At 50.5% G+C, this 25,533-nt stretch carries 23 protein-coding genes, 1 pseudogene and 1 riboswitch; of the genes and pseudogenes, 10 read left to right on the forward strand and 14 right to left on the reverse strand.

Annotated elements, in window-relative coordinates; all coding sequences use genetic code 11:
• Nucleotides 1-23: 23 nt before the first annotated feature.
• The 4 genes from EDF78_RS07700 (at nucleotide 24) to EDF78_RS07715 (ending at nucleotide 4,042) form a co-directional block, all read left to right on the forward strand.
• A complete protein-coding gene (locus EDF78_RS07700) occupies nucleotides 24-2,045 on the forward strand; it encodes a helicase-related protein (protein WP_279586798.1) in 2,022 nt (673 codons plus the stop codon).
• A gap of 564 nt (nucleotides 2,046-2,609) precedes the next feature.
• Nucleotides 2,610-3,203, forward strand: coding sequence for a ComF family protein (locus tag EDF78_RS07705; protein WP_133822850.1), 594 nt, complete (start codon nucleotides 2,610-2,612; stop codon nucleotides 3,201-3,203).
• Nucleotides 3,200-3,754: a hypothetical protein gene (locus EDF78_RS07710; protein ID WP_133822851.1), complete on the forward strand. Its 555-nt coding sequence runs from the start codon at nucleotides 3,200-3,202 to the stop codon at nucleotides 3,752-3,754. Before EDF78_RS07705 ends, EDF78_RS07710 begins: the two co-directional genes overlap by 4 nt.
• A 72-nt stretch (nucleotides 3,755-3,826) precedes the next feature.
• A complete protein-coding gene (locus tag EDF78_RS07715) occupies nucleotides 3,827-4,042 on the forward strand; it encodes a hypothetical protein (RefSeq protein WP_133822852.1) in 216 nt (71 codons plus the stop codon).
• A gap of 403 nt (nucleotides 4,043-4,445) precedes the next feature.
• Here EDF78_RS07715 and EDF78_RS07720 read toward each other — a convergent pair.
• Nucleotides 4,446-5,003 (reverse strand): annotated as a pseudogene (locus EDF78_RS07720) (recombinase family protein).
• A 75-nt stretch (nucleotides 5,004-5,078) separates the two neighbouring features.
• The gene (locus EDF78_RS07725) at nucleotides 5,079-5,318 is read right to left on the reverse strand and encodes a transcription factor (RefSeq protein ID WP_133822853.1); all 240 of its coding nucleotides are present in this window, start codon (nucleotides 5,316-5,318) and stop codon (nucleotides 5,079-5,081) included.
• A gap of 158 nt (nucleotides 5,319-5,476) precedes the next feature.
• Nucleotides 5,477-5,573, forward strand: a riboswitch (TPP riboswitch).
• 34 nt (nucleotides 5,574-5,607) lie between these two features.
• On the opposite strand from EDF78_RS07725, the gene thiM reads away from it, so the two are divergent.
• Nucleotides 5,608-6,414 (forward strand): hydroxyethylthiazole kinase, encoded by an 807-nt coding sequence (thiM, locus tag EDF78_RS07730; protein ID WP_133822854.1) that lies wholly within the window; start codon nucleotides 5,608-5,610, stop codon nucleotides 6,412-6,414.
• Nucleotides 6,414-7,214 (forward strand): bifunctional hydroxymethylpyrimidine kinase/phosphomethylpyrimidine kinase, encoded by an 801-nt coding sequence (gene thiD / locus EDF78_RS07735; RefSeq protein ID WP_133822855.1) that lies wholly within the window; start codon nucleotides 6,414-6,416, stop codon nucleotides 7,212-7,214. The genes thiM and thiD overlap by 1 nt, the downstream gene beginning before the upstream one ends.
• Before the next feature lie 7 nt (nucleotides 7,215-7,221).
• Here the strand turns inward: thiD and EDF78_RS07740 are convergent, their stop codons facing one another.
• Nucleotides 7,222-8,070 (reverse strand): hypothetical protein, encoded by an 849-nt coding sequence (locus EDF78_RS07740; protein ID WP_133822856.1) that lies wholly within the window; start codon nucleotides 8,068-8,070, stop codon nucleotides 7,222-7,224.
• A gap of 246 nt (nucleotides 8,071-8,316) precedes the next feature.
• Here EDF78_RS07740 and EDF78_RS07745 point away from each other — a divergent pair, with 246 nt between their 5' ends.
• Together EDF78_RS07745 and EDF78_RS07750 are read left to right on the forward strand one after the other, a co-directional pair.
• Nucleotides 8,317-8,940, forward strand: a complete 624-nt coding sequence (locus EDF78_RS07745; RefSeq protein WP_133822857.1) for a hypothetical protein — start codon at nucleotides 8,317-8,319, stop codon at nucleotides 8,938-8,940.
• A gap of 57 nt (nucleotides 8,941-8,997) precedes the next feature.
• Nucleotides 8,998-9,183: a hypothetical protein gene (locus EDF78_RS07750; RefSeq protein WP_119822659.1), complete on the forward strand. Its 186-nt coding sequence runs from the start codon at nucleotides 8,998-9,000 to the stop codon at nucleotides 9,181-9,183.
• 54 nt (nucleotides 9,184-9,237) lie between these two features.
• On the opposite strand, the gene EDF78_RS07755 is transcribed toward EDF78_RS07750, so the two are convergent.
• Nucleotides 9,238-9,924, reverse strand: coding sequence for a GntR family transcriptional regulator (locus EDF78_RS07755; RefSeq protein ID WP_133822858.1), 687 nt, complete (start codon nucleotides 9,922-9,924; stop codon nucleotides 9,238-9,240).
• A gap of 90 nt (nucleotides 9,925-10,014) precedes the next feature.
• A complete protein-coding gene (locus EDF78_RS07760) occupies nucleotides 10,015-10,851 on the reverse strand; it encodes an AraC family transcriptional regulator (protein WP_119822658.1) in 837 nt (278 codons plus the stop codon).
• A gap of 273 nt (nucleotides 10,852-11,124) precedes the next feature.
• On the opposite strand from EDF78_RS07760, the gene EDF78_RS07765 reads away from it, so the two are divergent.
• Nucleotides 11,125-12,534, forward strand: coding sequence for an MFS transporter (locus tag EDF78_RS07765; RefSeq protein WP_095923007.1), 1,410 nt, complete (start codon nucleotides 11,125-11,127; stop codon nucleotides 12,532-12,534).
• A 23-nt stretch (nucleotides 12,535-12,557) separates the two neighbouring features.
• Nucleotides 12,558-14,534 carry a beta-L-arabinofuranosidase domain-containing protein gene (locus tag EDF78_RS07770; RefSeq protein WP_133822859.1) on the forward strand — a complete coding sequence of 659 codons (1,977 nt, stop codon included), beginning with the start codon at nucleotides 12,558-12,560 and terminating at the stop codon, nucleotides 14,532-14,534.
• 59 nt (nucleotides 14,535-14,593) lie between these two features.
• Here EDF78_RS07770 and EDF78_RS07775 read toward each other — a convergent pair whose 3' ends face one another.
• From EDF78_RS07775 to mdtD, 9 genes are all read right to left on the reverse strand, one after another.
• Nucleotides 14,594-15,883 (reverse strand): MFS transporter, encoded by a 1,290-nt coding sequence (locus EDF78_RS07775; protein WP_095923005.1) that lies wholly within the window; start codon nucleotides 15,881-15,883, stop codon nucleotides 14,594-14,596.
• Between the two features lie 122 nt (nucleotides 15,884-16,005).
• Complete coding sequence (locus tag EDF78_RS07780; RefSeq protein ID WP_095923004.1) at nucleotides 16,006-17,019, reverse strand: Zn-dependent oxidoreductase; 1,014 nt, start codon at nucleotides 17,017-17,019, stop codon at nucleotides 16,006-16,008.
• 11 nt (nucleotides 17,020-17,030) lie between these two features.
• On the reverse strand, nucleotides 17,031-18,245 hold the full coding sequence (gene manD, locus EDF78_RS07785; protein WP_095923003.1) for a D-mannonate dehydratase ManD: 1,215 nt from the start codon (nucleotides 18,243-18,245) through the stop codon (nucleotides 17,031-17,033).
• 302 nt (nucleotides 18,246-18,547) lie between these two features.
• Nucleotides 18,548-19,435 carry a lipid kinase YegS gene (gene yegS / locus EDF78_RS07790; RefSeq protein WP_131692920.1) on the reverse strand — a complete coding sequence of 296 codons (888 nt, stop codon included), beginning with the start codon at nucleotides 19,433-19,435 and terminating at the stop codon, nucleotides 18,548-18,550.
• Between the two features lie 370 nt (nucleotides 19,436-19,805).
• Complete coding sequence (gene yegQ / locus EDF78_RS07795; RefSeq protein ID WP_095923001.1) at nucleotides 19,806-21,191, reverse strand: tRNA 5-hydroxyuridine modification protein YegQ; 1,386 nt, start codon at nucleotides 21,189-21,191, stop codon at nucleotides 19,806-19,808.
• Nucleotides 21,192-21,376: 185 nt separating this feature from the next.
• Nucleotides 21,377-21,724 carry a YegP family protein gene (locus EDF78_RS07800; protein ID WP_095925193.1) on the reverse strand — a complete coding sequence of 116 codons (348 nt, stop codon included), beginning with the start codon at nucleotides 21,722-21,724 and terminating at the stop codon, nucleotides 21,377-21,379.
• A 154-nt stretch (nucleotides 21,725-21,878) separates the two neighbouring features.
• Nucleotides 21,879-22,598, reverse strand: coding sequence for a two-component system response regulator BaeR (gene baeR / locus EDF78_RS07805; RefSeq protein WP_095923000.1), 720 nt, complete (start codon nucleotides 22,596-22,598; stop codon nucleotides 21,879-21,881).
• The gene (gene baeS, locus EDF78_RS07810) at nucleotides 22,599-23,984 is read right to left on the reverse strand and encodes a two-component system sensor histidine kinase BaeS (protein ID WP_095922999.1); all 1,386 of its coding nucleotides are present in this window, start codon (nucleotides 23,982-23,984) and stop codon (nucleotides 22,599-22,601) included. It abuts the gene before it with no gap.
• A complete protein-coding gene (mdtD, locus tag EDF78_RS07815; RefSeq protein ID WP_095922998.1) occupies nucleotides 23,981-25,456 on the reverse strand; it encodes a multidrug transporter subunit MdtD in 1,476 nt (491 codons plus the stop codon). Before mdtD ends, baeS begins: the two co-directional genes overlap by 4 nt.
• Nucleotides 25,457-25,533: the final 77 nt, after the last annotated feature.

The following is a 25,533-nucleotide window of genomic DNA, read 5'->3' on the forward strand; positions in this document are numbered from 1 at the left end:
TTATTAACGCCTATATTAAAGAGATTACGTCGAAATATAATGACAAAAATATAGTGTTGATCGTACCTACAAGAGCATTAATAAGCCAAAATGCCCTTAAGTTAAAAAATGAAATGGCGAATTCGGCATGCTCAAACAGCTATACGATAGTTACCACATCATATATGATCGATAGCGAGGTTGATAGCGGTTATATTTTTATATTAACACCTGAAAGATTGGTTAGTATTATAAGTACTATCCCTGAACTAAAGATTGATTATTTATTTGTGGATGAGGCTCAAAAACTTACAACTAAGAATGACTCAAGGAGTCTTGTTACGTATTCGGCAATAGAGCAGACTCTTAATAATAATCCGGGTGCAAAGCTATTCTTCTCATCGCCTAACCTATCAAATCCTGATGTGTTCAATTCTCTCTTTAATCGTTCAAAATCAAAGGTTTATAGAAGTACAGAAGGTGCCACTGCGCAAAATATGTATTTTATTGATTTATTAAATGACAGTTTTAGTGTTGTAAACACACACGATAGAAACCTTGAGAAAATTGAAAGGGATTTTAACAAGTATAAAAGTGCGAATGATTTAATTTATAAATTAAATCACAAGAAAAGTAAGATCATATACTGTGGTGGTGTTGAAAGTACCCTTGTTAGAACCAGGGATTTTATCAAATATCTTAAAATAAATAACAGAGCTATAAATCCGAAAAATATAGAGATATCAGCACAAATTAGAGAGTTTGTTCATGATAATTATGAACTTGCTGAAGCTATTAATTACGGTGTTGCCTTTCACTTCGGTAATTTGCCACAATCGATTAGAGATCTAATTGAACATAACTTCAAAATAGGAAATATAGAATATCTCTTTTGTACGTCTACCCTTCTCGAAGGTGTGAACTTACCTGCGAGATCTGTTTTCATTCTAACTCATAAAAAAGGCCTCAGCCCTTTAGAGCCTGTTGATTTTTGGAATTTGGCAGGCAGGGCTGGTCGATTAGCTATGGAATTATCAGGAGATATTTTTTGTATTAGAGATGAAGTTAAAATATGGGATAATAAAGCAATTAATAACATTCTATTATCAGATAAAAATGATATATCATTGACGCCAAGTTTTTATATTGAAGACAAAAAAAGATTAAATGAGTTGCATGAAATAATAGCTACAGGAGAAACAGGAAAGATTAAGAATTCTGAATTTCTGCGAACATTAGGTGATATGATTAGAATTGATACGATGCGGGATGAGAAACATCTTCCGTTAATTAATTATTTTCAACACAGTGGTAAGCCAGAAATCGTATTAAGTGCAAAAAATAGCACTAAAGATATTAATCTACCACTTAATATACTTCTGGCAAATAGCCATATCCCTGTTGACTCACAGTATAATGCGTTTAATAAAATAAAATCACTCAGTGTTAATGAAATAAAATTGTCATGGCAGCCCTCATATGATGAAATTAAATCGAAGCTGAGCTTGATTTTTGAGATTTATCAGATAGATAAGTTCGCAACTGGTCAAAATCGTCTATATTCTAATTCGATCCCTTATTACGCACTTATACTTTCTCAATGGATGTATGGTAATAGCCTTCAAGAGATAATATCAGGGGCAATAATATACAAGAAAAACAAAACCATTTATATAAAGAATGCACCAATTCCTTTTGATAGCAATAATTCATCACATATAACAGCATTAGTAAATGACACAATTAAAGATATTGAGTTGCGAGTGGGGTATTTATTGCAGAATTATATTTCACATTATTGTCAGCTCTTAACTTATGTTCATCATGGAAATCCAGGCGCAAATTGGTCACAGTTCATCGAATTCGGATCAAATGATCCTATCGTGTGGCATTTGCAAATGGTGGGTTTTTCAAGGGATTGCGCAGTATACCTCAAAAGGAATTTTTCAAAACATTTGAAAATGAACGTTGAGTCTAACAAGTTAGTAATAAAAAACAAATCAACAATTAAGGAATTGGTTAAAAAAAATAAACTTTACTCATTGGAAATTCATTCGCTTTTATGATTTTCGTAAGCCAGAGGTTAGTTAAATAGCCTCTGGTAAAACTCATATTTTAAGTGTGCTACTTTAATTTGAGTTAGTACTTAATTTTGTAACTATATTGATCTCTACTACCGGTACAACGGTGATAAACCTGCCAAGATGCTTAAACTGTTAAGCTCGATCTTTTCTACCCCGGTCCAACGATATCCTGAATCTTAAAATATCAGAGAGATGAGCGAATATCTTAAGTCGGCAGAAGGTGGCTTTGCTGGTCGCTACCTATACTGTACCGCTGCTCATGGTGCAACCTTGCACTAACAACTCTCTCATCTGTTCAATTGTCTCTTTGGTAGATCGTACGCAATTATTACTTTCCTACATTATTGTAAACATGCCTTTATCGACTGGCGCAGATAGGGCTACAGCCCTTCTAAAGCAAACGTCAGGATTTGGATTTACTTGTGGGTTGACTAATTATTGCACAAGGGTAGAGCAACCTCTCAAGCTCAACACTTTTCACTTTCGGATGAATCTTAATGATTGTAAGTTTATTCCTTGCTCATTTCTTACGGTAAAGGAAGACAGATGAACGTGAATATCAAGCCAATTTTTGGCAATTGGGATTTAGGATATGCAATGGATAAGCATATGATTAAAAGTACCTATTTGGGTGATAATGAATATGGACGGCCTCAGTTTCATAACGAACGTACTGAAGTTGGTGAGGCACTTTATCAGCTGAAATATCAGCATGACTGGAACCAAGTTGAACCACTCGCGCAGTGTCTTTTTGAAAAAGCACTCCCTCTTTTTAAGGGTATTCAGCTAATCATTCCGATGGCTGCCTCTAATCCAAGAGCCAGACAGCCAGTCACAGCAATTGCTGAAGTTCTTGCAAGTAAAATGGGATTTGGGATGAATTGTTTTGACGGATTAATTCTGAAAAAAGCCGGTGGTCCCTCTCTCAAAAATCTGAGCACCAGAGCAGAAAAACTTGAAGCTGTAGCGAATATGTTTTCATATCAAGATCTTATATCTTCTGAAGGGACTTACAACGCACTTATCATTGATGACCTTTATCACACGGGTGTATCGATGGAGGCGGCGGTTGCGGCGCTTCGTGGATATAGTAAAATAGATAAAATCTATGTCGCGGCCCTGACTTGGAAACCAGAATGAAAACCGTTTTTGTAGCTGGATCGATAACCATAAAAAAATTGGCCCCTCAAATCGTTGAGAGGTTGAAGAAAATCGTCGATAAGAATTTCAACGTTGTGGTCGGTGACGCAACAGGCGTTGACTCATCCGTGCAGCAGGAGTTGTTACAGTTGGGATGTCGTGCTGCTACGGTATTCAGTAGTTCTGTAAGACCACGCAATAACCTCGGCTCGTGGCCCGTCAACGTTGTTCATACAGATCATACACCTGGCACGCGCGCATTTTTCACTGCAAAAGATATTAAAATGGCGGAAGCCGCTGATTATGGTCTCATGGTGTGGGATACCAAAAGCCCTGGCACATTAAGTAATGTTATTGAACTTTTGTCCCGTAAAAAGTATTCAGTAGTATTTATTAATAAGTCTAAGGAGTTTATTGTTATCAAAGAACCAAAAGATGTAGACAAGTTGATAAGCTGTATGTCTGCTTCCGCGCTCGAAAAAGTTGAAGAAAAAATAAAACTTTCCGAAAGATTGGCGCGACTAAAAAATGAGCAGATAGCACTTATTTAACTAAAAATGGACACTTTCATAATGGATAAAAAACAGCTTTAAGAGGCTATTTTAAAAGAAGAAATACAAGCATTGATTGATATCCGCTTTCGCTATGAGACGGCGCGAGAAGCATGCTTTAGCGAGTTGCAAAGAGATTGTGAACGTAGTGAGGGGAACATGGCGCAGGAAGCCAGACGTGAAGAGTATCAGATTGAATTGCGTAATGCTGACCATTCAGCTAAATTAGCGTTAGATGCTCAGGAAATAATTGTCTCTGACCTGACTAAGTTGTATTCAACTATTTAATGACAACCGTTTCCGAGCGATTTACCCCAGCAGCCTTGGGTATATGGGTATTTAAGGATCATCCTGTCACGCGGCTTTTATTAATTGTACAAAATCTGTTCAATGCTCATCGTTTAAAGCATTAAGCAATTTCATTTTCTCCCCGATCTCTATCTTTTAACTGGATGAAATATCGCCAGTAAATAATTTGATATTGAAATGAATATTTATTGGATAAATGCCCCATTGTTTCTTTTGGGTATACGCAAATGAGACAAACTATAGTAGTTAACTACTTGCACTTATTTAGCATCCTTAGTCGCTAATGCTGAGAATAAGTTATCTTGTTGCTTGAACTGCTAAGCTCTAACTTTCCCTACCACCTACCTGAGTAGCCAGAATCCTTAAATATCAGTGATGTAGATCAGAAGGTCTTTAGTCGATAGAAGGTGGCTTTGCTGATACCTAACCTGTGTTGTACCACTGCTGGCGGTAAACCTTACGCTAACAATTCTCGCACCTGTTCAACGGTTGCTTTTATAGGTCTGCCGCAATGTTTTCCTTCAGACTGAGCACGCTTGATACCTGCTGTTCTACGCTCTGCGATCAGATCTTTTTCCAGGCTGGCAAGCCCTGCCATCATAGTGAGCATCGCTTTACCAACTGGCGTTGACAGGTCGAACCCTTCACGCAAGCTGACAACTTTCACGCCTTTCGTCTGCAATTTTTCCACGGTGGAAAGAACGTCAATCGTGTTACGCCCCAGGCGGTCTATAGCAATCACAATCAGCGTATCGCCTTCTCGCACATAACTGAGTAGTTCACCAAACCCTGGACGCTCTTCCGCCTTGATTGCACCACTCACCGCTTCATCACTGAACCAGCGAGTAACGCTATAACCAGCATCGGTTATCTGTTGCTTCTGGTTTTTAACGTTCTGGTCGCTGGTGGAAACTCGCACATATCCGATCACCGTTGTCATGATGTTCTCTAAGTCTCAAAAGGTAGTATCAAAATAACCTCGTTAACTAAACGTAGATACCGATGATCTTGTTAATCACAGCTTCGAGGTATCAAGCCCAGAGGCTTTAAGCCGTTCGGTGAGATTTCTCATTTTGCTGAATTCAGTACCAAAACTGGCTTTAAGTCCCACACCCTCGCAAAACTCTTTAGCAGTGACGTTTTTCAGGTGGTCGGCGTATTTGATCATCTGGAGGTGCATTTCAACCGTTTGACCATTTCGCGGTGCGCTGTTGATGGCTTGCTTAATGCTCTCGTAGATCTGGGTTTCTGTCATTTGCATATCTCACTTATCAAATTTAGATAATCAAGAGGTTTTGTCATACAGATATGGGGTACAAGCTGGGGTACAGCGTGAAGAAGCGATAACCGGAAGGGCGGGCTTGCGTCAGCAAGCAACTTCCCCTAAGCTGGCAAAAAGTATAGAGATTCAATCTTCATGACTCGGGGTGCCCCATCACTGATGGGCTGAGAAATACCCGTACCACCTGATCTGGATAATGCCAGCGTAGGGAAGTCAGGTATCTCTCCCGATACCGCCTTCTTTAGCGCCGGTGGGGAGATTTATGAATATCCAACCTGCCGTATTTTCCGGCGCTGTCGCCGCCGCTTCCTTGCAACAACTCCGCCTTTCCGCGCCGCTGGTTCATTGTCTGACCAACGACGTGGTGCAATCTTTTACGGCCAATGTCCTGCTCGCACTGGGCGCTTCACCCGCGATGGTGGTGGATCCTGCCGAGGCTGCGCAGTTCAGCGCTGTCGCCGACGCGTTACTGGTGAATGTCGGCACGCTGACACGCCCTCACAGCGACGCCATGCTGGTGGCCATCCACGCTGCCCGTCAGGCCGGAAAACCCTGGGTGCTGGATCCGGTGGCGGTGGGCGGTCTGAGCTGGCGTACCGAATTCTGTCTGGAACTTATCAAACTTAACCCGGCGGCGATCCGCGGAAATGCCTCGGAAATTCGTGCGCTCAGCGGGCTGACTGCCGCCGGGCGTGGCGTCGACAGCGGTGACGACTCGCTTTCTGCCATTCCGTCAGCGCAGCAACTGGCACGGGAAACCGGCGCGGTAGTGGCCGTGACCGGCGAAACGGATTACGTCACGGATGGCGAACGCTGTCTGGCGGTGGCGGGCGGCCATCCGATGATGACCCGCGTGGTCGGCACCGGTTGCGCCTTATCGGCAGTTGTCGCCGCCTTTTCGTGTTTGCCGGGCGATCGCCTGAATCATGTGGCTGCGGCCTGCCGGGTGATGTCCTGCGGCGGTGAGCGGGCCTGCGCGGTGGTGAAAGGGCCGGGCAGCTTCACGGCTGCGTTTCTGGACAATCTGTATCTGATGAACGAAGGCTGGCTGAACGGGGAGGGGCAGTAATGAAACGGATCAATGCCCTGACCATTGCCGGCACCGATCCCAGCGGAGGCGCGGGGATCCAGGCAGATTTAAAAACCTTCTCGGCGCTGGGCGCTTACGGCACCAGTGTCATCACCGCACTGGTGGCGCAAAACACCCGTGGCGTGCAGTCGGTTTATCACATCGAACCGGATTTCGTTGCCGCGCAGCTGGATTCCGTGCTGAGTGACGTCCGCATCGACAGCACGAAAATCGGCATGCTGGCGAACAGTCAGATCGTGGAGGCGGTGGCGGAGCGGCTCAGATATTACCGGCCCGCTTTTGTGGTGCTGGATACTGTGATGCTGGCGAAAAGCGGCGATCCGTTGCTGTTGCCGGAAGCCGTCGATGCTGTACGCCGTTTGCTGATCCCGCAGGTGTCGATCATTACACCGAATCTGCCGGAGGCCGCCGCGTTGCTGGAGTGTAGCGTGGCAGCCAGTGAAACCGAGATGCGCGAGCAGGGGGAGGCGTTGCTGGCGATGGGATGTGACGCGGTGCTGATGAAAGGCGGTCATCTGAGTGATGAGGAAAGCCCTGACTGGCTGTTTACCGCCGATTCCCGCGAGCGTTTTACAGCGCCACGCGTCAACACCCGCCATACGCACGGCACAGGATGTACGCTTTCTGCGGCACTGGCCGCCTTGCGCCCGCGCCACAACAACTGGGCAGATACGCTGCGCGAGGCGAAAGCGTATTTACAGCAGGCGTTGATGCAGGCGGATTCACTGGAAGTCGGCCACGGCATCGGGCCGGTGCATCATTTCCACCGCTGGTGGTAAACAGATATCAGGCGCGGCGCAATGTCTCGCCAAGCGCCTGTTCAGCCTGACGGAATTTCACCAACGCCTGCTGCAAATGCACGGCATCGAACGGGTTAAGCGGATAGAATTTTGCGTCTTTGCGCGGTCTAAGCATGACGCGGATTTTATTCGCCGAAACCCGTTCAAACAGGTAACTGGCAATATCGTCATTCTCTTCATCTTTCCATGACAGCAGCACCGAAGCATGTTCACCGCTACGGCGTCCGATAAACTGATCGTGTGTCCACAGACCTTCACATTCACCGTCTTTTTGCAGTTTTTTGCCGCTGAACCACGGTGATTCAGACAGCGTCCACAACGCCTGCGGTGAGATTTCCTCATGCACCTGACGCCACAGAGGACGGTTGTTGTCCATTTGCCAGCAGGCCATGCCCAGATAATCATTCAGTTCACGCCAGTCATTTTCCAGCGTGTCGCGAAGTTCAGGATCCTGAATATGCATGAACTGTTGCAGGCCGGTCGGTTGTTCGCCCAGCTTGTTATAGGCGATCACCGTCATCGTGCGGGGCTTGCGGCGGAAAGTGACCCACAGCAGCACTTTAGGAATACGAAAGGTAATGGCCTGCACGGTCAGTTTGTAGCGGTTGCCGCGTGACATCACCAGCCCGCTGGAGGTGCCGCGTTTGTCCTGATAATTTCTCACCAGCACCACGCTGTTCTGACCCATCCAGCCTGTGAGGTAATGTTCCTTTTCGCTTTCCGCCACATCCAGATCACGGGCGATCTGACTGATTTTTTCCTCATCGAGCTGGGAAAGGGACAGTGACTGTTCTGCGCTGTAGTAGCTTTTTTTCAGGAGGGTTGCGGCTGGCATAGAAAGTATCCACGATATTGATGTGGTTTACAGCTTACACTAAGTTGTCATACAGATTTCAGGGGTAACCCGCAAAATTTGAACCGCGTCGCAAACTGCCTGCGTGGCCGGTTTTTCGCTTACGGATATTTTCTCTGTTGAAATTTTACGAGACGTCTCGACAAAAATAGCTTTGGTGATTGTGATTACGGGCGGTCATATTATTCTTGCAGGATTGATTTTCACACTGCGGGAATATAATAAAAGATGACGTTACATGAAAAGGTTGTTGCCGAGACGATGACAACAATGAATGCGGCTTTTGTACAGTTAAACGTCCCGCTTATTATAAGGCGTATTCGACGGAGTGATATTATCTGGCAGCAACGCCGTGCGAGACGTAATTTACGGCAACCCGAAAAACATCTTCTTAACTGGAAATGGCTATTTAAGCAATACAGGAAAAACCAGCCACGGGAATCCGGTATGGAACAAACGGCTTATGTGTTTTGCCTCAACAATCCTCATCAGGAGCGGGCTGCGTTCCTGCTGAAGTCATGTAAGCCAGTGAAGGGTCCTGTTGAGTTAAACTCATTGGAAAATTTTTATCGTAAGACGCAAGGGCATCCACTCAAAGGAAAAATGCTCCGTTACAGTCTTTGCATGATGGTTATTTATGCCGATAGCCTTAATGAAAATAGAATGTTGGAAAAAGAGAGTGCAAAGTTCATTATTAAGGATATTGTGAATGAGGAAGTTATGCGGTTTTATATCAGCGAAGCACCAATGACTCCCGTTTTCGGGAAAATGGAATGTGAATCCACTTACTATTTGTTAAATCAATATATGAAAGTAAACTTTGTTGATCGGAGTTATTCATTGTTGAAGTAAATAATGTTTAACAGAGTGAATATATCATCGGTATACATTATGTAAAAGGAGCAGCACATGGAGTTGGATAGGGAAAAAATGACTCATTTGACGCCAAGGCAGGTGAGAATGGTGGAAAAAATTGTTGGTTTTTTGAGGTATTGCGATGAGAAATGTCCTGAGGGTGATGTAGATGACCTCGACGTTTTTGGTCCTCCTGAAGCCTTTTATCGCCCGTCGAAGGAATGGAACAAACTGCCCTGAATCCTGCTTTCTTCCCGCGTTTAACGACAACTTCTGAACGCGGGAAGTACTCACTCACTCGTTGTCAAACCAGTCACTGTTTTGTTCAGCGATCGGGGTGATGGTGGAGATCATTTCCTGCAGATGAACGCGGATCGCTTTTTCAGCGGCGTCCGGGTCATGAGCCTTCAGCCCGTCAAAAATCGCATAATGCTGCGCAATCAGATTTTCCGGAGGAGACACTTTACTGAGTGTTAAGAAGCGTACGCGATCCATCGTCGCCTTGATGTGCTCGACGGTTTCCCATGCCAGACGGCAGTCAATGATCTGTGTAATGGTGCGGTGGAACTCATCATCGAGCAGCAGGAATTCCTGCGTTTGCTGACTTCTTGCCGCCAGCGTCTGACGTTCCAGGTTATGTTCCAGCAACGCCAGATCTTTGTCCGTGACCACCATTGCTGCGCGACGCACCACTGCCGTTTCGACCGCTTCACGAATGAAACGACCGTCAGCCACCCGCTTGGACGAGATTTTCATGACATAGGTGCCGCGCTGCGGTAAAACCTGAACCAGACCGGCCTCGGCCAGTTTGATAAAGGCTTCGCGAACCGGCTGGCGGGACACGTTAAAGCGCGTGGAAATCTCTTTCTCCGACAGGAATGCGCCCGGTGCGATTGCACAGGTGACGATGTCCTGACGCAAGGTACGGTAAATCTGCTGATTAACCGGCACGTTATGGAGAAATTCAAAGGCGTCTGTCATGGGCAAAAGTTGTCTTTAAAGTCGGGAGAGCCCAATACTACCATGAGTTTTCTGATGATTATGAGATTGTTAGCGCAAGGCTATCTCAAATTATTGAGAGTTAATGTGCTCGCGGCAATAAAGCTTTTTATAAGCGGCGGGCGTGATGCCCAGCAGTTTGCGAAATACCCGGCGAAAATAGGCAACATCATTAAAACCGGTCAGCCTTGCTACGTCCGCCACATTCCCGGTATTGGCCAGCAACAGTTTCTCTGCTGCCGACACCCGCTGTTTATGCAGGGCATCGGTCAGCGTCATCTGAAAAGTCAGACGGAAAACGCGGCCAAGATAATCGGCATTACAGTGAAGCCGTTCCGCAAGCTCAGATGCGCCAAGCGGCAGATGAAACTGTGTGGTAATCAACTGACGGGCTTTGTACGCCAGCGCCACGCCGGGGCCGCCAGGTTCAACATTTTCCGGCCAGGCGCGCGCGACCTCCTTTAACAGCAACATCAGGAACAGTTCCAGCGAACTTCCGCCACGTTCCTGTTCATATAAAAATAATCTGAACAGGGTTAACAGGGTTTCGCTGTCCCTGACTTTACAATGCTGTGGAATATTTAACTGTATTGAGGGACTATTTAGCTGTGATGTTAATATTGCCGCTTCTTTCACAATATCGAAGTGCAGCCAGTAAAATTTCAGCTCAGCATCAAATGTCGTCACCCCTTTATGTTCCCTGCCGGGAAATAGCAATAAACTTTCCCCTTCATGTAAATCAAAACGCGTATTTTCTTCCTGTAAGGAGAGTGTGCCGCGAACGACATAAATGAGTTCATGGGAACTGAGTCTCCGGGTCGGATGTGTACCCATTCCGCGCGAAATAAACAGGCCGCCATTTTGCACTTTGACCGGGTGGCTGACAGAAAAGGTAAGCGTTTCAGACATTTTCAGGCGCTCATCAGGCAGATTTAGCCTGACAGTAGCACAACGCTAAGGGGCTGCCAGCGGGGTGGCAAGAGGTTATGATCTGCTTCACAGATTCTGAACGTGAGTCGGAATTGTCCCGTTTAACTACTTTATCCTCCTCTTGTTGGCGTGTTGTCCCTATGCCAGATTTACGGCGTACCTTATTTAATGTCCGGGCTGATATGAATAAACAGCCTTATTTATCGTGTTCCTGTTGCTTATAAATAACGATATAAAAGCGAGGAAAAAACAATGCCAACAGATTCTGTGAATACCGGTTCCGCGCCGGTAAGTGGCGAGGGTGGAATAATTTCGGCGAATGCAAAACTTTCGGTCAGTGAGAAAATTGGTTACGGATTAGGGGATGCCGGAGGCACCATTATTACCTGTCTGATCACCAGTTTTCTGACCTTCTTTTATACCGATGTGTTCGGGCTGACGCCGGCCATTGTCGGCACATTATTTATTTCCCTGCGGGTGATTGATGCGATTTCCGATCCGCTGATGGGGATCCTCGCCGACCGAACGCAAAGCCGCTGGGGGCGTTTTCGTCCGTGGCAGTTGTGGATTGCGCTGCCGATTGGCGTGGTGGGCTTTCTGACCTTCACCGTGCCCGGCCTGAGCGGCGATGCCAAAATCGCCTACGCCTTTTTCACCTATTTCCTGCTTTCCGTGTCGTATACCGCCATTAACGTGCCGTACTGCGCATTGATCAACACCATGACCACCGATCACCGTGAGGTCATTTCCTGTCAGTCGTGGCGTTTTGTTTTGTGCGGCGTCGCCGGTTTTATGGTGTCAGTCGGATTACCGTGGCTGGTACAGGTGCTGGGTAAAGGCAATGCGGCGGCAGGTTATCAGCAGGGCGTTGGCCTGCTGTGTGCGGTGGCTGTCGTGATGTTTCTGTGGTGCTTCTTCGCGGTGCGTGAGCGTTTGCCGCTGGCGCTGCTCGGCCAGTTCAGCATTAAGGAACATATCCGCGGGATGCTGAAGAATGACCAGTTGTTGCTGGTATTGCTGATGTCTTTCCTGCTGATCAATGTGTTCAACCTGCGCGGTGGCGGCTACATGTATTTCATCACCTATGTACTGAAAGGCGGCGCGGGTTATGCCTCGATGTTCTTCGGTATGGTGACGCTGGCATCCATTCTCGGCGCGGTGATTGTCAATCAGCTGACCAAATTCATCGACAGCGTGCGGCTGTACATGATCACTAATCTGGTGCTGGCGGTGTTTTCCCTGCTGCTGTGGTTTGTGCCGGTCGGTGAACAATGGCAGACACTGTGGCTCGGCATCATCTTTGTGCATTGCGTGATTCTCGGTTTCACATTGCCGCTGCATTTTTCCCTCATGGCGTTCGCCGACGATTACGGACACTGGAAAAACGGTATCCGCTCCTCCGGCATGAATTTCGCCTTCAACCTGTTCTTTATCAAACTGGCCTGGGCATCCAGCGCCGGGATCATCAGCCTGGTCTTCATTCTGGTCTCCTATCAGGCCGGTGCTGAGCATCAGACAGCGGCATCGCTCGGCGGGATCACCCTGCTCGAAACCCTGCTACCGGCGGCGATGCATCTGCTGCTGGCCGGTACGCTGCTGTTCTGCAAGCTCGACAATACATTACTGACGCGGATGTCCCGCGATTTAGCAGCGAAAATTTAAATTACTGTTTTACAGGAGGTTGTATGTCGTTTTCTCCGGTTGACTCCTTAGAAGTCCCGTTGCAAAAAGTGAATGTTTCCGATGCGTTCTGGCTGGAATACCAGCGGCTGGTGAAAGAGGTGGTGGTGCCTTATCAGTGGAAAGCCCTGAATGATGACGTTGCAGACGCTGAACCGAGCCATGCGATTGAAAACTTCCGTATCGCCGCCGGACAAAGCGACGGCGAATTTTACGGGATGGTATTTCAGGACAGTGATGTGGCGAAATGGCTGGAGGCGGTCGGTTATTTGCTGGCAAAAACGCCCGATCCGGCGCTGGAAGAGACCGCCGATCAGGTGATCGAACTGGTCGGTGCGGTGCAGCAACCCGATGGGTATCTGAATACCTATTTTACGGTAAAAGAGCCGCAACAGCGCTGGACCAATCTGGCGGAATGCCATGAGCTTTACTGCGCCGGGCATCTGATCGAAGCCGGTGTGGCCTATGCGCAGGCGACCGGAAAAACCCGTTTGCTGGAGATTGTCTGCAAACTGGCTGATCACATTGCGCAGGTGTTCGGGCCGGGTGAACAGCAACTGCATGGTTATCCCGGTCACCCGGAAATTGAACTGGCACTGATGCGGTTGTATGAACAAACCGCCGAAACACGTTACCTCGAACTGACCCGCTATTTTGTTGAGCAACGAGGGGCACAACCGCATTTCTACGATATCGAGTATGAAAAGCGTGGCAAGACTTCGCACTGGAATACCTACGGTCCGGCGTGGATGGTGAAAGATAAAGCCTACAGTCAGGCGCATGTCCCGGTGGCCTTGCAGACAACGGCCATCGGTCACGCAGTGCGTTTTGTCTATCTTTATGCCGGTGTCGCGCATCTGGCGCGGCTGAGTCAGGATCAGGAAAAACGCGAGGTGTGCCAGCGGTTGTGGGAAAACATGACCCAACGGCAGATGTACATCACCGGTTCTATCGGATCGCAAAGCAGCGGGGAAGCCTTCTCTTCCGATTATGATTTGCCGAATGACACGGCCTACACCGAAACCTGTGCCTCCATCGGTCTGATGATGTTTGCCAACCGCATGTTGCAGATGGATCCTGACAGCCGTTATGCCGATGTGATGGAACGCGCGCTCTACAACACCGTACTTGCTGGCATGGCGCTCGACGGCAAGCATTTCTTCTATGTGAATCCGCTGGAAGTGCATCCGAAAAGCATTCCGTTCAACCACATTTATGACCACGTCAAACCGGTGCGTCAGCGTTGGTTCGGCTGTGCCTGTTGCCCGCCGAACATTGCACGTCTGCTGGCGTCACTCGGCCATTACATTTACACCCAGCGTCCGGATGGCGTGGATATCAATCTGTATATCGGCAGCGATGTTGAGGCGACAATTGGCGGCAAAGCATTACGCCTGAAACAATCCGGCGGCTATCCATGGGCGGAACAGGTGCTGATTGAAGTGGATACCGATCAGCCGCTTGAAGCCACGCTGGCACTGCGTTTACCGGACTGGTGCGCCAGCCCGCAGGTCACTCTCAATGGCCATCCGCTGGAACTGACCAGCCTGACGCAGCGCGGATATCTGCGTCTGACGCAGGCGTGGCAGAAAGGTGACTGCATTGAATTGACGTTCCCGATGCCGGTAATGCGGGTGAAAGGCAACCCCTTGCTGCGCCATGTCGCCGGAAAAGTCGCGATACAGCGCGGTCCGCTGGTGTATTGCCTCGAACAGGCAGACAACGGCAGCGAACTGCATAACGTCCGTCTGCCGCAGGATGCGCCATTCCGTCTGATTTCCGGCAGCGGATTGTTCGCCGGTAAGACGCTGCTGCAAACGCAGGGTAAGCGGAGTACATCCGTGCAGGCCAGCCAGCAGCCGTTGTACCGCTACAATCCGCCAGCGGAAGAGGTGGTGCCGCAAACCCTGACTTTTGTGCCGTACTTTACCTGGGCGAACAGGGGAGAAGGAGAGATGCGGGTTTGGGTCGATGAGGCGTGATGTGAATGGAAAGAAAACCCGGTCTCTGCAGACCGGGTTTTTTCATTATGTTCAGAACATCAGTTATGAGAAAGCGTGGTGGCAGGCGTATGTTTCGGGGGTTTAATCACGAAGAACACCAGAATGGCACCCAATGCGGCGACGCCGCCCGCGAGAATAAAGGCGCTGTCGAAACGACCGGTATTTTGGACAATGAAGCCGGTGACCACCGGGCCGATGATGCCCGAGACGCTGCCGACCAGATGAATGAATCCGCTGGTGCCGCCGACGCGGGATTTATGCACCACGTCCTGAATAATGGCCCAGTAAATGGCCCCGGTGGTGTACAGGAAGAAAATAGACACCGACATCAGAATAACCGCCGGAACCACGCTGGTGACCACCCCGGCCAGCGCGACACAAATGGCGGCGGCTAACAGGCTGACCACTAATATAATTTTTCGCGACAGCAATAAACGGCCGGTAATATTGAAAATCTTATCGGAAATATAACCACCGAGTGCCAGACCTACGAAACCGACAATCCACGGAATAACCGTCGTCAGGCTCATCTCTTTAATATTCAGACCATGTGCCTGTACCAGATAAGCCGGGAACCAGCTGAGGAAGAAGAATAAAATATAGTTGTAGCAGAAGAAGGCAAAAGCCGTCACCAGGATAATCGGCTGACGTAAATAATAGCCCAGACCGTGTGCTGCCTGCGCCAGATCTTCTTCTTCGCTGATGTTTTCATTCTTCATCTGATCCACTAAACGTAATTCTTCCGGCGAGACACGTTTACTCTTCAGCGGATTATCTGCCACGGTGAAGAACCAGACGGCCATCCAGACAATCCCGATAGCGGCAATCACCATAAAGGCCGGACGCCAGCCAAAGGAGATCGCCAGATACCCGACAATCGGGCCGGCGACCGCGCCACCAAGGGGGGAACCGGCGCTCAGCAAGCCCATCGCAGTGGCCGCCTGTTTCTTCGGGAACCAGCCGTTGATCATCTTATTGGCGGAGGCGCAAATCGGGCCTTCGGCCATGCCGAATAATACCCTCAAAATCAGCATGGAATAAAAGCCGGTAGCGATAGCCGTCATGCCGCAAAATACTGACCATAAGCCGACGGCTAATCCCATGACCAGCGTCGGGCCGAATTTATCGACGGCCAGACCACCGATAAAGTTAAAGATCGCATAACCAAAGAAGAAGCTGCCAAATATCATGCCGAATTGTTCGGGATTAATGGTCAGTTCTTTTTCAATCATCGGAACAGTAATCGACAGCGCAACGCGGTCGAGGTAATTGATCATGTAAACCAGAAACAGCAGGAATACGATGATCCAGCGTAGGTTCTTAAACATAGATGAGTGCTCCACTTGTGGTGTCGTTTTAATAGTGTTGCGTTTTTATAGGTAGAATATGAGGTACGGCAGACGGGGAGATATTTGGAATCTTCCCGTCTTCTTTCAAAATTAACAATTCATCAGAATGTCAGTAAAACCTTGCAGCAGGAACGCTGATCTTTCTCAAACAGCGTTAACGCCGCTTCGACTTCGCTGGCGGGCATCCAGTGCGTCACCAGTTTTTCAGGTGCGATTTTCCCTTGCTCCATCCACTCAATCACCTGCGGGAACCGGTGGCTGTTGAGACGTGAAGAAAACAGTGAAATCTCTTTGCTGGTAATGCTTTGCTGCGTTACCTGGCTGGGTTCCCCCGAGAAACCCATCATGCCAATCCGGGCTGCCGGTGAGGCCAGCAGAATGGCTTCCTGCAAAATTGCCGGATGGCAGGCGGCATCCACGATAAGCGTCGGACGCACGCCTTCTGCGGCCAGTTCATCCGCCACGCTGCGTTCGCTGTTGTTGATGATCCAGTCCGCGCCACTGGCCTGCGCCATCTGCAACCGCTCGTCAATACGATCGGCGACAATCACTTTCTGTACGCCATACACGCCTTTCAGCACCTGAATCACCGTCAGCCCCATCGGGCCTGCGCCGTAAATCAGCGCGGTATCCTGCGGCGTCGGCTGAAGAAACGCCGTGATATTGGCGGCGATAGTAAAGGGTTCGACCATACTGGCGAGTTTGTCCGGTATCGCCGCAGGCACCACATAAGCGTTTGTCGCGGGCGCACAGGCATAATCGCTGAAACCGCCGTCACGGTGGACGCCGATCACCTGCAGTTCGGCGCAGACATTCGGCCGGCCAATCGAACACGGATAACACTGTCCGCAGCTGACCACCGGATCGACAACAACCCGCTCGCCAATCCTGCTGGTGTTTACGCCTTCGCCGACACTGTCGATGTGGCCGAAGAACTCATGGCCGATCACCCGCGGATATTTCGCAAACGGATTGTGGCCGTGATAGATATGAACATCTGAACCGCAGATGCCCGCATGACTCACCCGAACTCGTACCTCGCCGGCGGCAGGTACCGGCAAAGCACGTTGCTCGATGACTAACTTTCCGGGTTCTTGTATTACAACGCTGTTCATGTTTCGCTCCCTTACCAGTTCCACAACGTACCGTCATCCAGACGGGCCACCGGCAGATATGCCGGTTCGTACGGATATTTCGCCGCCAGCTTTTCGTCGAACTCAATGCCCAGCCCCGGTTTTTCACCCGGATGCATGTAGCCGTTGTCGAACGTCCAGTTATGCGGAAAGACTTCCAGCATCTGCTCGGAATAACCCATGTATTCCTGCACGCCGAAGTTTGGCACCCACAGATCGAAGTGCAGGGCGGCGGCCATACAAACGGGTGAAAGGTCGGAAGGGCCGTGAGAGCCGGTGCGCACCTGATACAGCGAGGCGAAATCTGCAATCCGGCGCATGCCGGTGATGCCGCCTGCATGGGTGATCGTGGTGCGGATGTAATCGATCAGCTGTTCTTCAATCAGCTGTTTGCAATCCCAGATGCTGTTGAACACTTCGCCGACCGCAATTGGCGTTACCGTATGCTGGCGGATCAAACGGAAGCATTCCTGATTTTCCGCCGGAGTCGGATCCTCCATCCAGAACAGGCGATATTCTTCGATACTTTTGCCAAAACGCGCGGCTTCGATTGGCGTCAGGCGATGGTGCATGTCGTGCAGCAGGTGTTCATCAAAACCGAATTTATTGCGCACGGCTTCAAACAGTTTTGGCGTGAAATCGAGGTATTTTTCGGTCGACCATAACTGCTCTTCCGGCCAGTTACCTTTCGTCGCCGGTTCGTAAGCCAGGCCTTTGCCTTTCGCCATGCCGTAGGTGGTTTTCATGCCCGGAACCCCGCATTGCGCGCGGATCGCCTTGAAGCCCAGTTCTTTGTGTCTGGCGTAATCGTCCAGCACTTCGTCAATGGAATGGCCGGTGGTGTGACAGTACACCATGACGCCGGTACGGGATGCGCCGCCGAGCAATTGATAAAGCGGCATATTGGCGGCTTTGGCTTTGATGTCCCACAGCGCCGTGTCTACCGCCGAAATCGCAGACATCGTGACCGGGCCACGACGCCAGTACGCGCCTTTGTAGAAAAACTGCCAGATGTCTTCAATCTGATGTGCATCGCGGCCGATCAATTGCGGGCAGACATGATCTTTCAGGTATGACGCGACCGGCAATTCGCGGCCATTCAGCGTGGCATCACCAATGCCGGTCAGCCCGCTGTCGGTGGTGATTTTCAACGTGACAAAGTTGCGCCCCGGGCAAGTAACAAACACTTCAGCATTCACGATTTTCATCGGTTACGACCTTCTGCAGTAAAAGTAAGATGCATTTTCTTTGGTTATAAATACGCCATATGCCAACTACCATACAAGTATGCTTATCGTTTTTTGCCGGAGAAGATCACACTTTGTTGCGGGAAAGTGAACGTGGAAGGAAGAAATTAAGAGAGTAATAATGGGCAGAAGGTATCAATAAAAAGCCTCCGTAAGAGGAGGCTGCGGGAATTATACCGTTTTCTGATAATTCCCGATGAGTGTGAAACAAATCTCCGCAGAGGGATCACAGTACCGGGAATGAACGATAAGGCGGATGAATATCAGCCGAGCAGTTCGCAGTGCGGCGGTAAACGGCACTGAATCGCATCCGGCAACACTTCGATACGGAAATGTGTGCCGGTCAGCGGTTCGCCATCAAGGTTGAAAGTCATGTCGTGCGGCGCGGTAATTTCCAGCCACGGCAGACTGGCAGAAACGATATTTTTGTTTTCTTCGTTATTGATCAGACTGCGCAGGAAAGAGGGCAGCAGCTCTTCTGACGTCAGAAGACGCAACTGTAGCAGGCCATCGTTAATCAGGGCATCGGGGCAGATTTGTTGCCCGCCACCCGCCTGGCGGCCATTACCGATACCGATCACCAGCGCGTCACCTTCCCAGCTGAAATCCGGCCCGGTAATCTCGCAGCGGTCGGCTTTAAGCGTATCAAGGCGCAAAAGTCCGTGGATAAAATACGAGACCCCGCCCAGCGCGGCTTTCAGTTTTTCCGGTGTTTCCGTGGTGATACGCGTGCCAAAGCCGCCGGTCGCCATGTTGATGAAGAAATGCTGGTCGTTGACGCGCGCCAGATCGATATCAACCGCTTTGCCTTTTACCGCCAGCTGTAATGCCTGTTCAGGCACCGGAGGAATATTGCAGGCGGTGGCGAAATCATTAGCCGTCCCCAGCGGAACAATCCCCAGTACCGGCTTGATGCCGGGAAGTTGCGCCAGCGCACCGGCCACTTCGTTGATGGTGCCGTCGCCGCCCCCGGCGATCACGGTTTCACAGCCCAGTTCGACGGCTTCAGCAACGTATCGCGCGGCATCGCCATGTTCCCAGGTGACCCGCACACTCAGCTCCACGCCTTCGGCGCGCAGCGCGCTCACCGCTTCACGCAGTTCTTCGATGGCTGCGCCTTTTCCATTCAAAATCAGCAGTGCTGTGGTCATGTACGCTCCTTTTATCTATACATATCTACCATAGATGAAAAGTCCCATATTTGGCTATCAGATTAATCAGCGAATGATTTATTCATACGGAAAATAATTTCACTTAAATTAATTCAATATTTCGTTTATTTTTTGACGCGGTTTTTTATTAATACGGATAATCATTATCGTTATTAACAAACCGAAAGAAGAGGGTGTTAGCAGGCTGAAAACTAAAAGAAAAGCCAGCTCAAGGGAGATTGAGCTGGCCAAGGAGGTGGTTCCTAGTGTAGTCCGGTGCTTTATTTTGCATTCGAAGTAAATTGCGAATGCATATTAACCAGCTCCACCAGAAATAGATGTGATCGGCTCCTTATTTTCGAATAAATCCTTATTTCGCGTGCGGATCACGGGTGTCAGTATTTTCCAGATTACGCAACAAAATGGCGAACTCCAGACTGACATCTTCCGGCAACGCGACATACACGATGTGCCCGTTGCCCGGTGCGACATCCACCGGCTGCCCTTTTTTATTGCGCAGGGCCTCCAGTTTGAACTGGACGTTGCCCTGTGGCGTCATCATTTCCACGCTGTCGCCGACGCTGAATTTATTCTTCACATCGATTTCAGCCCAGCCATCCACGCGGTTGCCGGTGAATTCACCGACAAACTGCTGGCGGTCGCTGACGGAGAAACCGTATTCGTAGTTTTGCTGCGCGTCATGGGTATGGCGGCGCAGGAAACCTTCGGTATAACCACGGTGTGCCAGCCCTTCCAGCGTGGAGAGCAGCGTCGGGTCAAAAGGCTTTCCGGCGACGGCGTCATCAATGGCGCGGCGGTAAACCTGCGCGGTGCGGGCGCAATAATAGAAGGATTTGGTACGGCCTTCGATTTTCAGTGAGTGCACGCCCATTTTCGTCAACGTTTCGACATGCTGAATGGCACGCAGATCTTTGGAATTCATAATATAGGTGCCATGTTCGTCTTCAAAGGCACTCATGTATTCACCCGGACGCATCGCTTCTTCCAGCATAAAGACTTTATCCGTCGGCTGGCCGATGCCTAATGTCGGCTCCGGCGCGTCAACCTGCTGAACGGGGATCGGCTCGTGCTGATGCACAATATTGCCGACAGCGTCTTCTTTACCTTCCTGAACTTTATATTCCCAGCGACAGGCGTTGGTACAGGTGCCCTGATTCGGGTCACGTTTATTGATGTAGCCGGAAAGCAGACAGCGGCCGGAATACGCCATGCACAGCGCGCCGTGGACGAAGATCTCGATCTCCATATCCGGCACCTGAGCGCGGATCTCGGCGATCTCTTCCAGCGACAGTTCACGCGATAAAATCACCCGCGTCAGCCCCATTTGTTTCCAGAATTTCACCGTCGCCCAGTTAACGGCGTTAGCCTGCACCGACAGATGAATATCCATCTGCGGGAAGGCTTCACGCACCATCATGATCAGCCCCGGATCGGACATGATCAGGGCATCCGGCCCCATGTCGATCACGGGCTGTAAATCACGGATAAAGGTTTTCAGTTTGGCGTTGTGCGGCGCGATATTCACCACCACGTAGAATTTTTTACCTAAGGCATGGGCCTCGTTGATGCCGGTTTCCAGATTCTGGTGGTTAAATTCGTTATTACGTACGCGCAGGCTGTAGCGCGGCTGACCGGCATACACGGCATCGGCGCCATAGGCGAACGCATAACGCATATTTTTCAGGGAGCCGGCAGGGGAGAGCAGTTCCGGAACAAAAGAATCGCGGGTAAACATAGTCAATCTCAGTCTGATCACAGGTCAGGGCCGTCCCGGATGCGGGGCGACGAAAGGTCAGAATTGTAACGTCTGAGTTGACTGAAAGCAGCCGGTTTGTGTGGGTATTTGAGGTTTTAGCGGGTCAGATCAATTTTTGTATCCTGAGGCTGCAAACGGAAATATGCAGCCCCGGGATAATGGGATCAGGCAATCTGCTGGGTAAGATCGCGGATCTCCGGGCTTAACCCGTTTTTGATGACGGACTGCACCCCTTTCTTAGCCGCGCTCAGCGTGGTGTACATCTCGCTGACGCCAATAACCTGATGGTTTTTTGCTTTCAAGACGAAATAAAACTGCCCGTCTTTTGAGGGCTTAACTTCATACTGCGATTCTTCGGCTGCATTGTTTTGTACCGATAAGATGCCGTTTTCAGCGGATGCTTTGCTGGCATACATTTCGCTGGTGAGAATAATCTCTCCATTACCGGCTTTAAGGATAAAGTGATATTGCCCGTTCCTCGCCTTAGTCAGATCGTAGTGACCATTAGCCATAAAGGTAATCTCCATAAGAGGGGTTATTTTCCAGAGATAAGTGTAGTTAATGGAAACTTTTTCGCGGCGATAGCGGAAATTTAAGGTATGAAATGTGAACTGGCCGACAGACTTTCAGCAACTTTACAAAACTCAATTGCCGGCCAGAATAACGTTAAACCAGATGGCAGGGTTCGGCTTCCCAGCGGTAGCCGACGCCATAGACGGCGCGGATAAAAGCTTTTTCGCCGTCGAGGGATTCGAGTTTGCGGCGCAGATTTTTGATGTGGCTGTCGATGGTGCGGTCAGTCACCACGCGGTAATCATCATAGAGATTATTGAGCAGCACCTCGCGGGTGAAAACGTAGCCCGGTTTCACCGACAGGGTTTTCAGCAGACGGAATTCCGCAGGCGTCAGCTCAAGCTCATGCCCCTGGAAGGTGGCGCGAAAGCGGGCTTCATCAATGTGCAGACCGGTTTCTTTTGCCACATGTTCATCGGGACGTACGCAACGGCGCAGGATCACTTTGACGCGCGCCACCACTTCCCGCGGGCTGTAAGGTTTGCAGATGTAATCATCGGCACCGATTTCCAGCCCGAGCAGACGGTCGATTTCTTCCGTTTTGGCGGTCACCATCATGACCGGCACATCGGAGAACTGGCGGATGTCGCGGCAGATCGATAAACCACTGCTGCCCGGCAGCATCAGATCCAGCAGGATCAGCGCCGGAGGCTGGGTTTTCACCAGCGTAATCACATCGTGACCGTCGGGCAGCCATTGCGTGGCATAGCCCGCCGCTTCGAGATAGTCGATCAGCAACTGGGCGAGTTTCGGTTCGTCTTCCACGATCAGAATTTTCAACGGCGCAGGGCCGGACAGTACAGAGTCGTTCATTCAGTTTCTCGGGCCATGTGGAACAGAAAGTGGCAGGACGATCGTAATACGAACGCCCCCGGCGGGGGAGTGGCTGGCGCTAATCTGCCCGCCGTGCGCTTCAACGATATTCTGGCAAATCGCCAGACCTAAACCGGAACCGCCGCTGGCGCGGTTGCGCGAGCCTTCGGTGCGGTAGAAGCGTTCGAAAATACGGATCAGCTGTTCATCGCTGATGCCCGGCGCGCTGTCCTGAAAAATCAAATGCAGCGATTTGTCGCGTATTTCGCCCAGAATTTCCAGACCGCCGTTCGGGTCAGTATAGCGCAGACTGTTTTCCAGCAGATTATTGAAAAGTTGCGACAGCCGCTGCGGATCACCAAACACGTCTGCTTTTTCAGGCAGCTGGCTGGTGAGCGTGAGCTGTTTACTGTGGAAGCGATCCCGTGAACCGGCCTCCGCCAGCTGGACCAGATGCACCACATCGGTGTCCACCTTGCGATAGGCCAGCGCACCCGCATCCGACAGCGAAAGCTGATGCAGGTCGTCCACCAGTTTGGTCAGAATCGCCACTTCAGATTGCAGAGACTCCAGCGAACCGACACTCATTTTGCGCACGCCGTCCTGCATGGCTTCCAGCTCACCGCGCAACACCGCCAGCGGCGTGCGCAGTTCATGGGAAATATCCGCCATAAACGCCCGGCGCATTTGCTCGTTTTTTTCCAGCGTCATCGCCAACTGGTTGAAATCCTGCGCCAGTTTTCCCAGCTCATCTTCACTGTCGACTTTTACCCGGGTGCTGAAATCCCCGGCGGCCAGCTGATGGGTGCCGTTCACCAGACGCTTAACCGGCGCGAGCATTCCCCGTGAGAGCACCCACGTGACGGCGGCGGCCAGTAACGCGGTGAAAGCGACAATAATCCAGCTGGTCTGGCTTTGCTGGCGTTCGAAATTGATATCGGCATTGCGCGTCAGACGTTCGGCGGGAGTGGAGATCACCGAGCCTATCATCACGCCGTCAACGGTCATCACCCGACGCGGGCCTTGCAGATCGGGCGGAACCGGCTGGTCATACCCGCCGATGCGGCGATCATGACTGTCGAGGATCCAGAACTTTGTCCGCCAGCCTTGCGGCGGCATTTTCTCGCTGCTGGTCTGGTCAAACGAACGCATCAGCTGATAGATCAGCCGGTCATTTTTTTCCAGAAAATCCCAGCTGCCGTGTTGTTTGTACTGCTCCTGCAGGGTGTCAGCCAGCAAGGCAACGCGCTGTTCGTTACTTTGACGGATGTAGTCGATAAAGCCCCGTTCGAAGCTCATCCGCACGCCCCAGTTCATGGTGATTAACACCAGCGCGCAGGTACAAAAGATGGCCATAAACAGCTTGGCGGTAATACCAGGTTTCATGATTTTCTCATCGGGTCGGGAGAACCGGCCGCAGCACGACGACGGTCAATAAGGGCATTTTTTTGGGCGTCAGGCGGTACTTTGGAGAATACCCAGGCAGGCAGGGCAATCACCAGCGCCATCGACATGTAGCAATAGAGGAAAGCGGTATGCATGATACTGCTGTCCGGTGTGATCGCCTGCTGATGGGCAAACAGCCCGATCAGCAAACCGGCGACACTCACGCCGAGGCTCATCGATAACTGCATGATCATCGACAGCAAACTGTTGCCGCTGCTGGCAAGACGCGGCGGTAAATCTTTCAGCGTCAGCGTATTCATTGAAGAGAAGCGCAGTGAATTCACCATCCCCTGGAAAAACAGCACGATCGGGATCATCCACACGGCACCGTAAATGGCGACAACCGGGAAAATCAGCGTAATCAGTGCCAGCAGCAGGGTGGCGCTGACCAGGGCTTTACGGTAGCCGAGCTGATTCACCAGCCGGACGACCACGCGCTTCATCCCCATGCTGCCCAGCACCATCGGGATCATCATCAGCCCGGCGTGGAAAGGGGTAAAACCCATGCCGAGTTGCAGGAAGACCGGCGTCATAAAGGGTAACATGCCGCTGCCGATACGCCCCAGCAGGCTGCCGATCAGCCCGATCTTAAACGTCGGGGTGTGGAACAGGCGCAGGGAAAACAGCGCCGACAGATTACCGCGCGCGTGCATCCAGTAAACACCCAGCGCGCCGCCACCGACCGCCACCAGCAATACGATTTCCAGCGGCGTCAGCCCCATACTGCGGCTGCCTTCCAGCGCCAGCGTCAGTGTGGCCATACACACAGCAAGCATCACAAACCCGCTGATATCAAAGCGGCGGGTCTGCATTTTATAGTTCGGCATGATCATTAACGTGGCGATACAACCGGCCAGCCCGACAGGCAGGTTGATGAGGAAAATCCAGTGCCAGCTGGCGTATTGCACCAGAAAACCGCCGAGCGCCGGGCCGAGTAACGGACCGACCTGACCGGGCAAGGTCACCATGGTCATCGCCGCCATGTATTCGCTGCGCGGAACGATTTTCAGCACCGTCAGCCGCCCGACCGGCACCATCATCGCCCCGCCAATCCCCTGAACAATGCGTGACAACACCAGCTCGCGCAGGCTTTCCGACTGTGCGCACAGCAGGGAGCCGAGGGTGAACAGCACGATGGCTGAAAAGAATACCCACTTCACCCCGACTTTATCCGCCAGCCAGCCGCTGGCGGGCAACATCACCGCGACCGTCAGCACGTAAGCGACAATCACCGAATGCATATGCAGCGGGTTTTCACCGAGGCTGCGGGCCATGGAGGGAAGCGCGGTATTGACGATGGTGGTGTCGAGAGCCTGCATAAAAAAGCCGAAGGCGACGATCCACAACTGCCAGCGCACCGAAGGCGGCAGCGGCGTGGAGGGCGGTAAGGTGTCAGTATTTTCAGATTTCATGAGTCATCGCATCAGCACAATCATTGTCGCGGCATTTCAGGAAGAAATTCACCTGCAGACCGGCTCACAGTGTAGCC

It is taken from the genome of Rahnella sp. BIGb0236 (assembly GCF_004364755.1).
GTDB lineage: Bacteria > Pseudomonadota > Gammaproteobacteria > Enterobacterales > Enterobacteriaceae > Rahnella > Rahnella victoriana.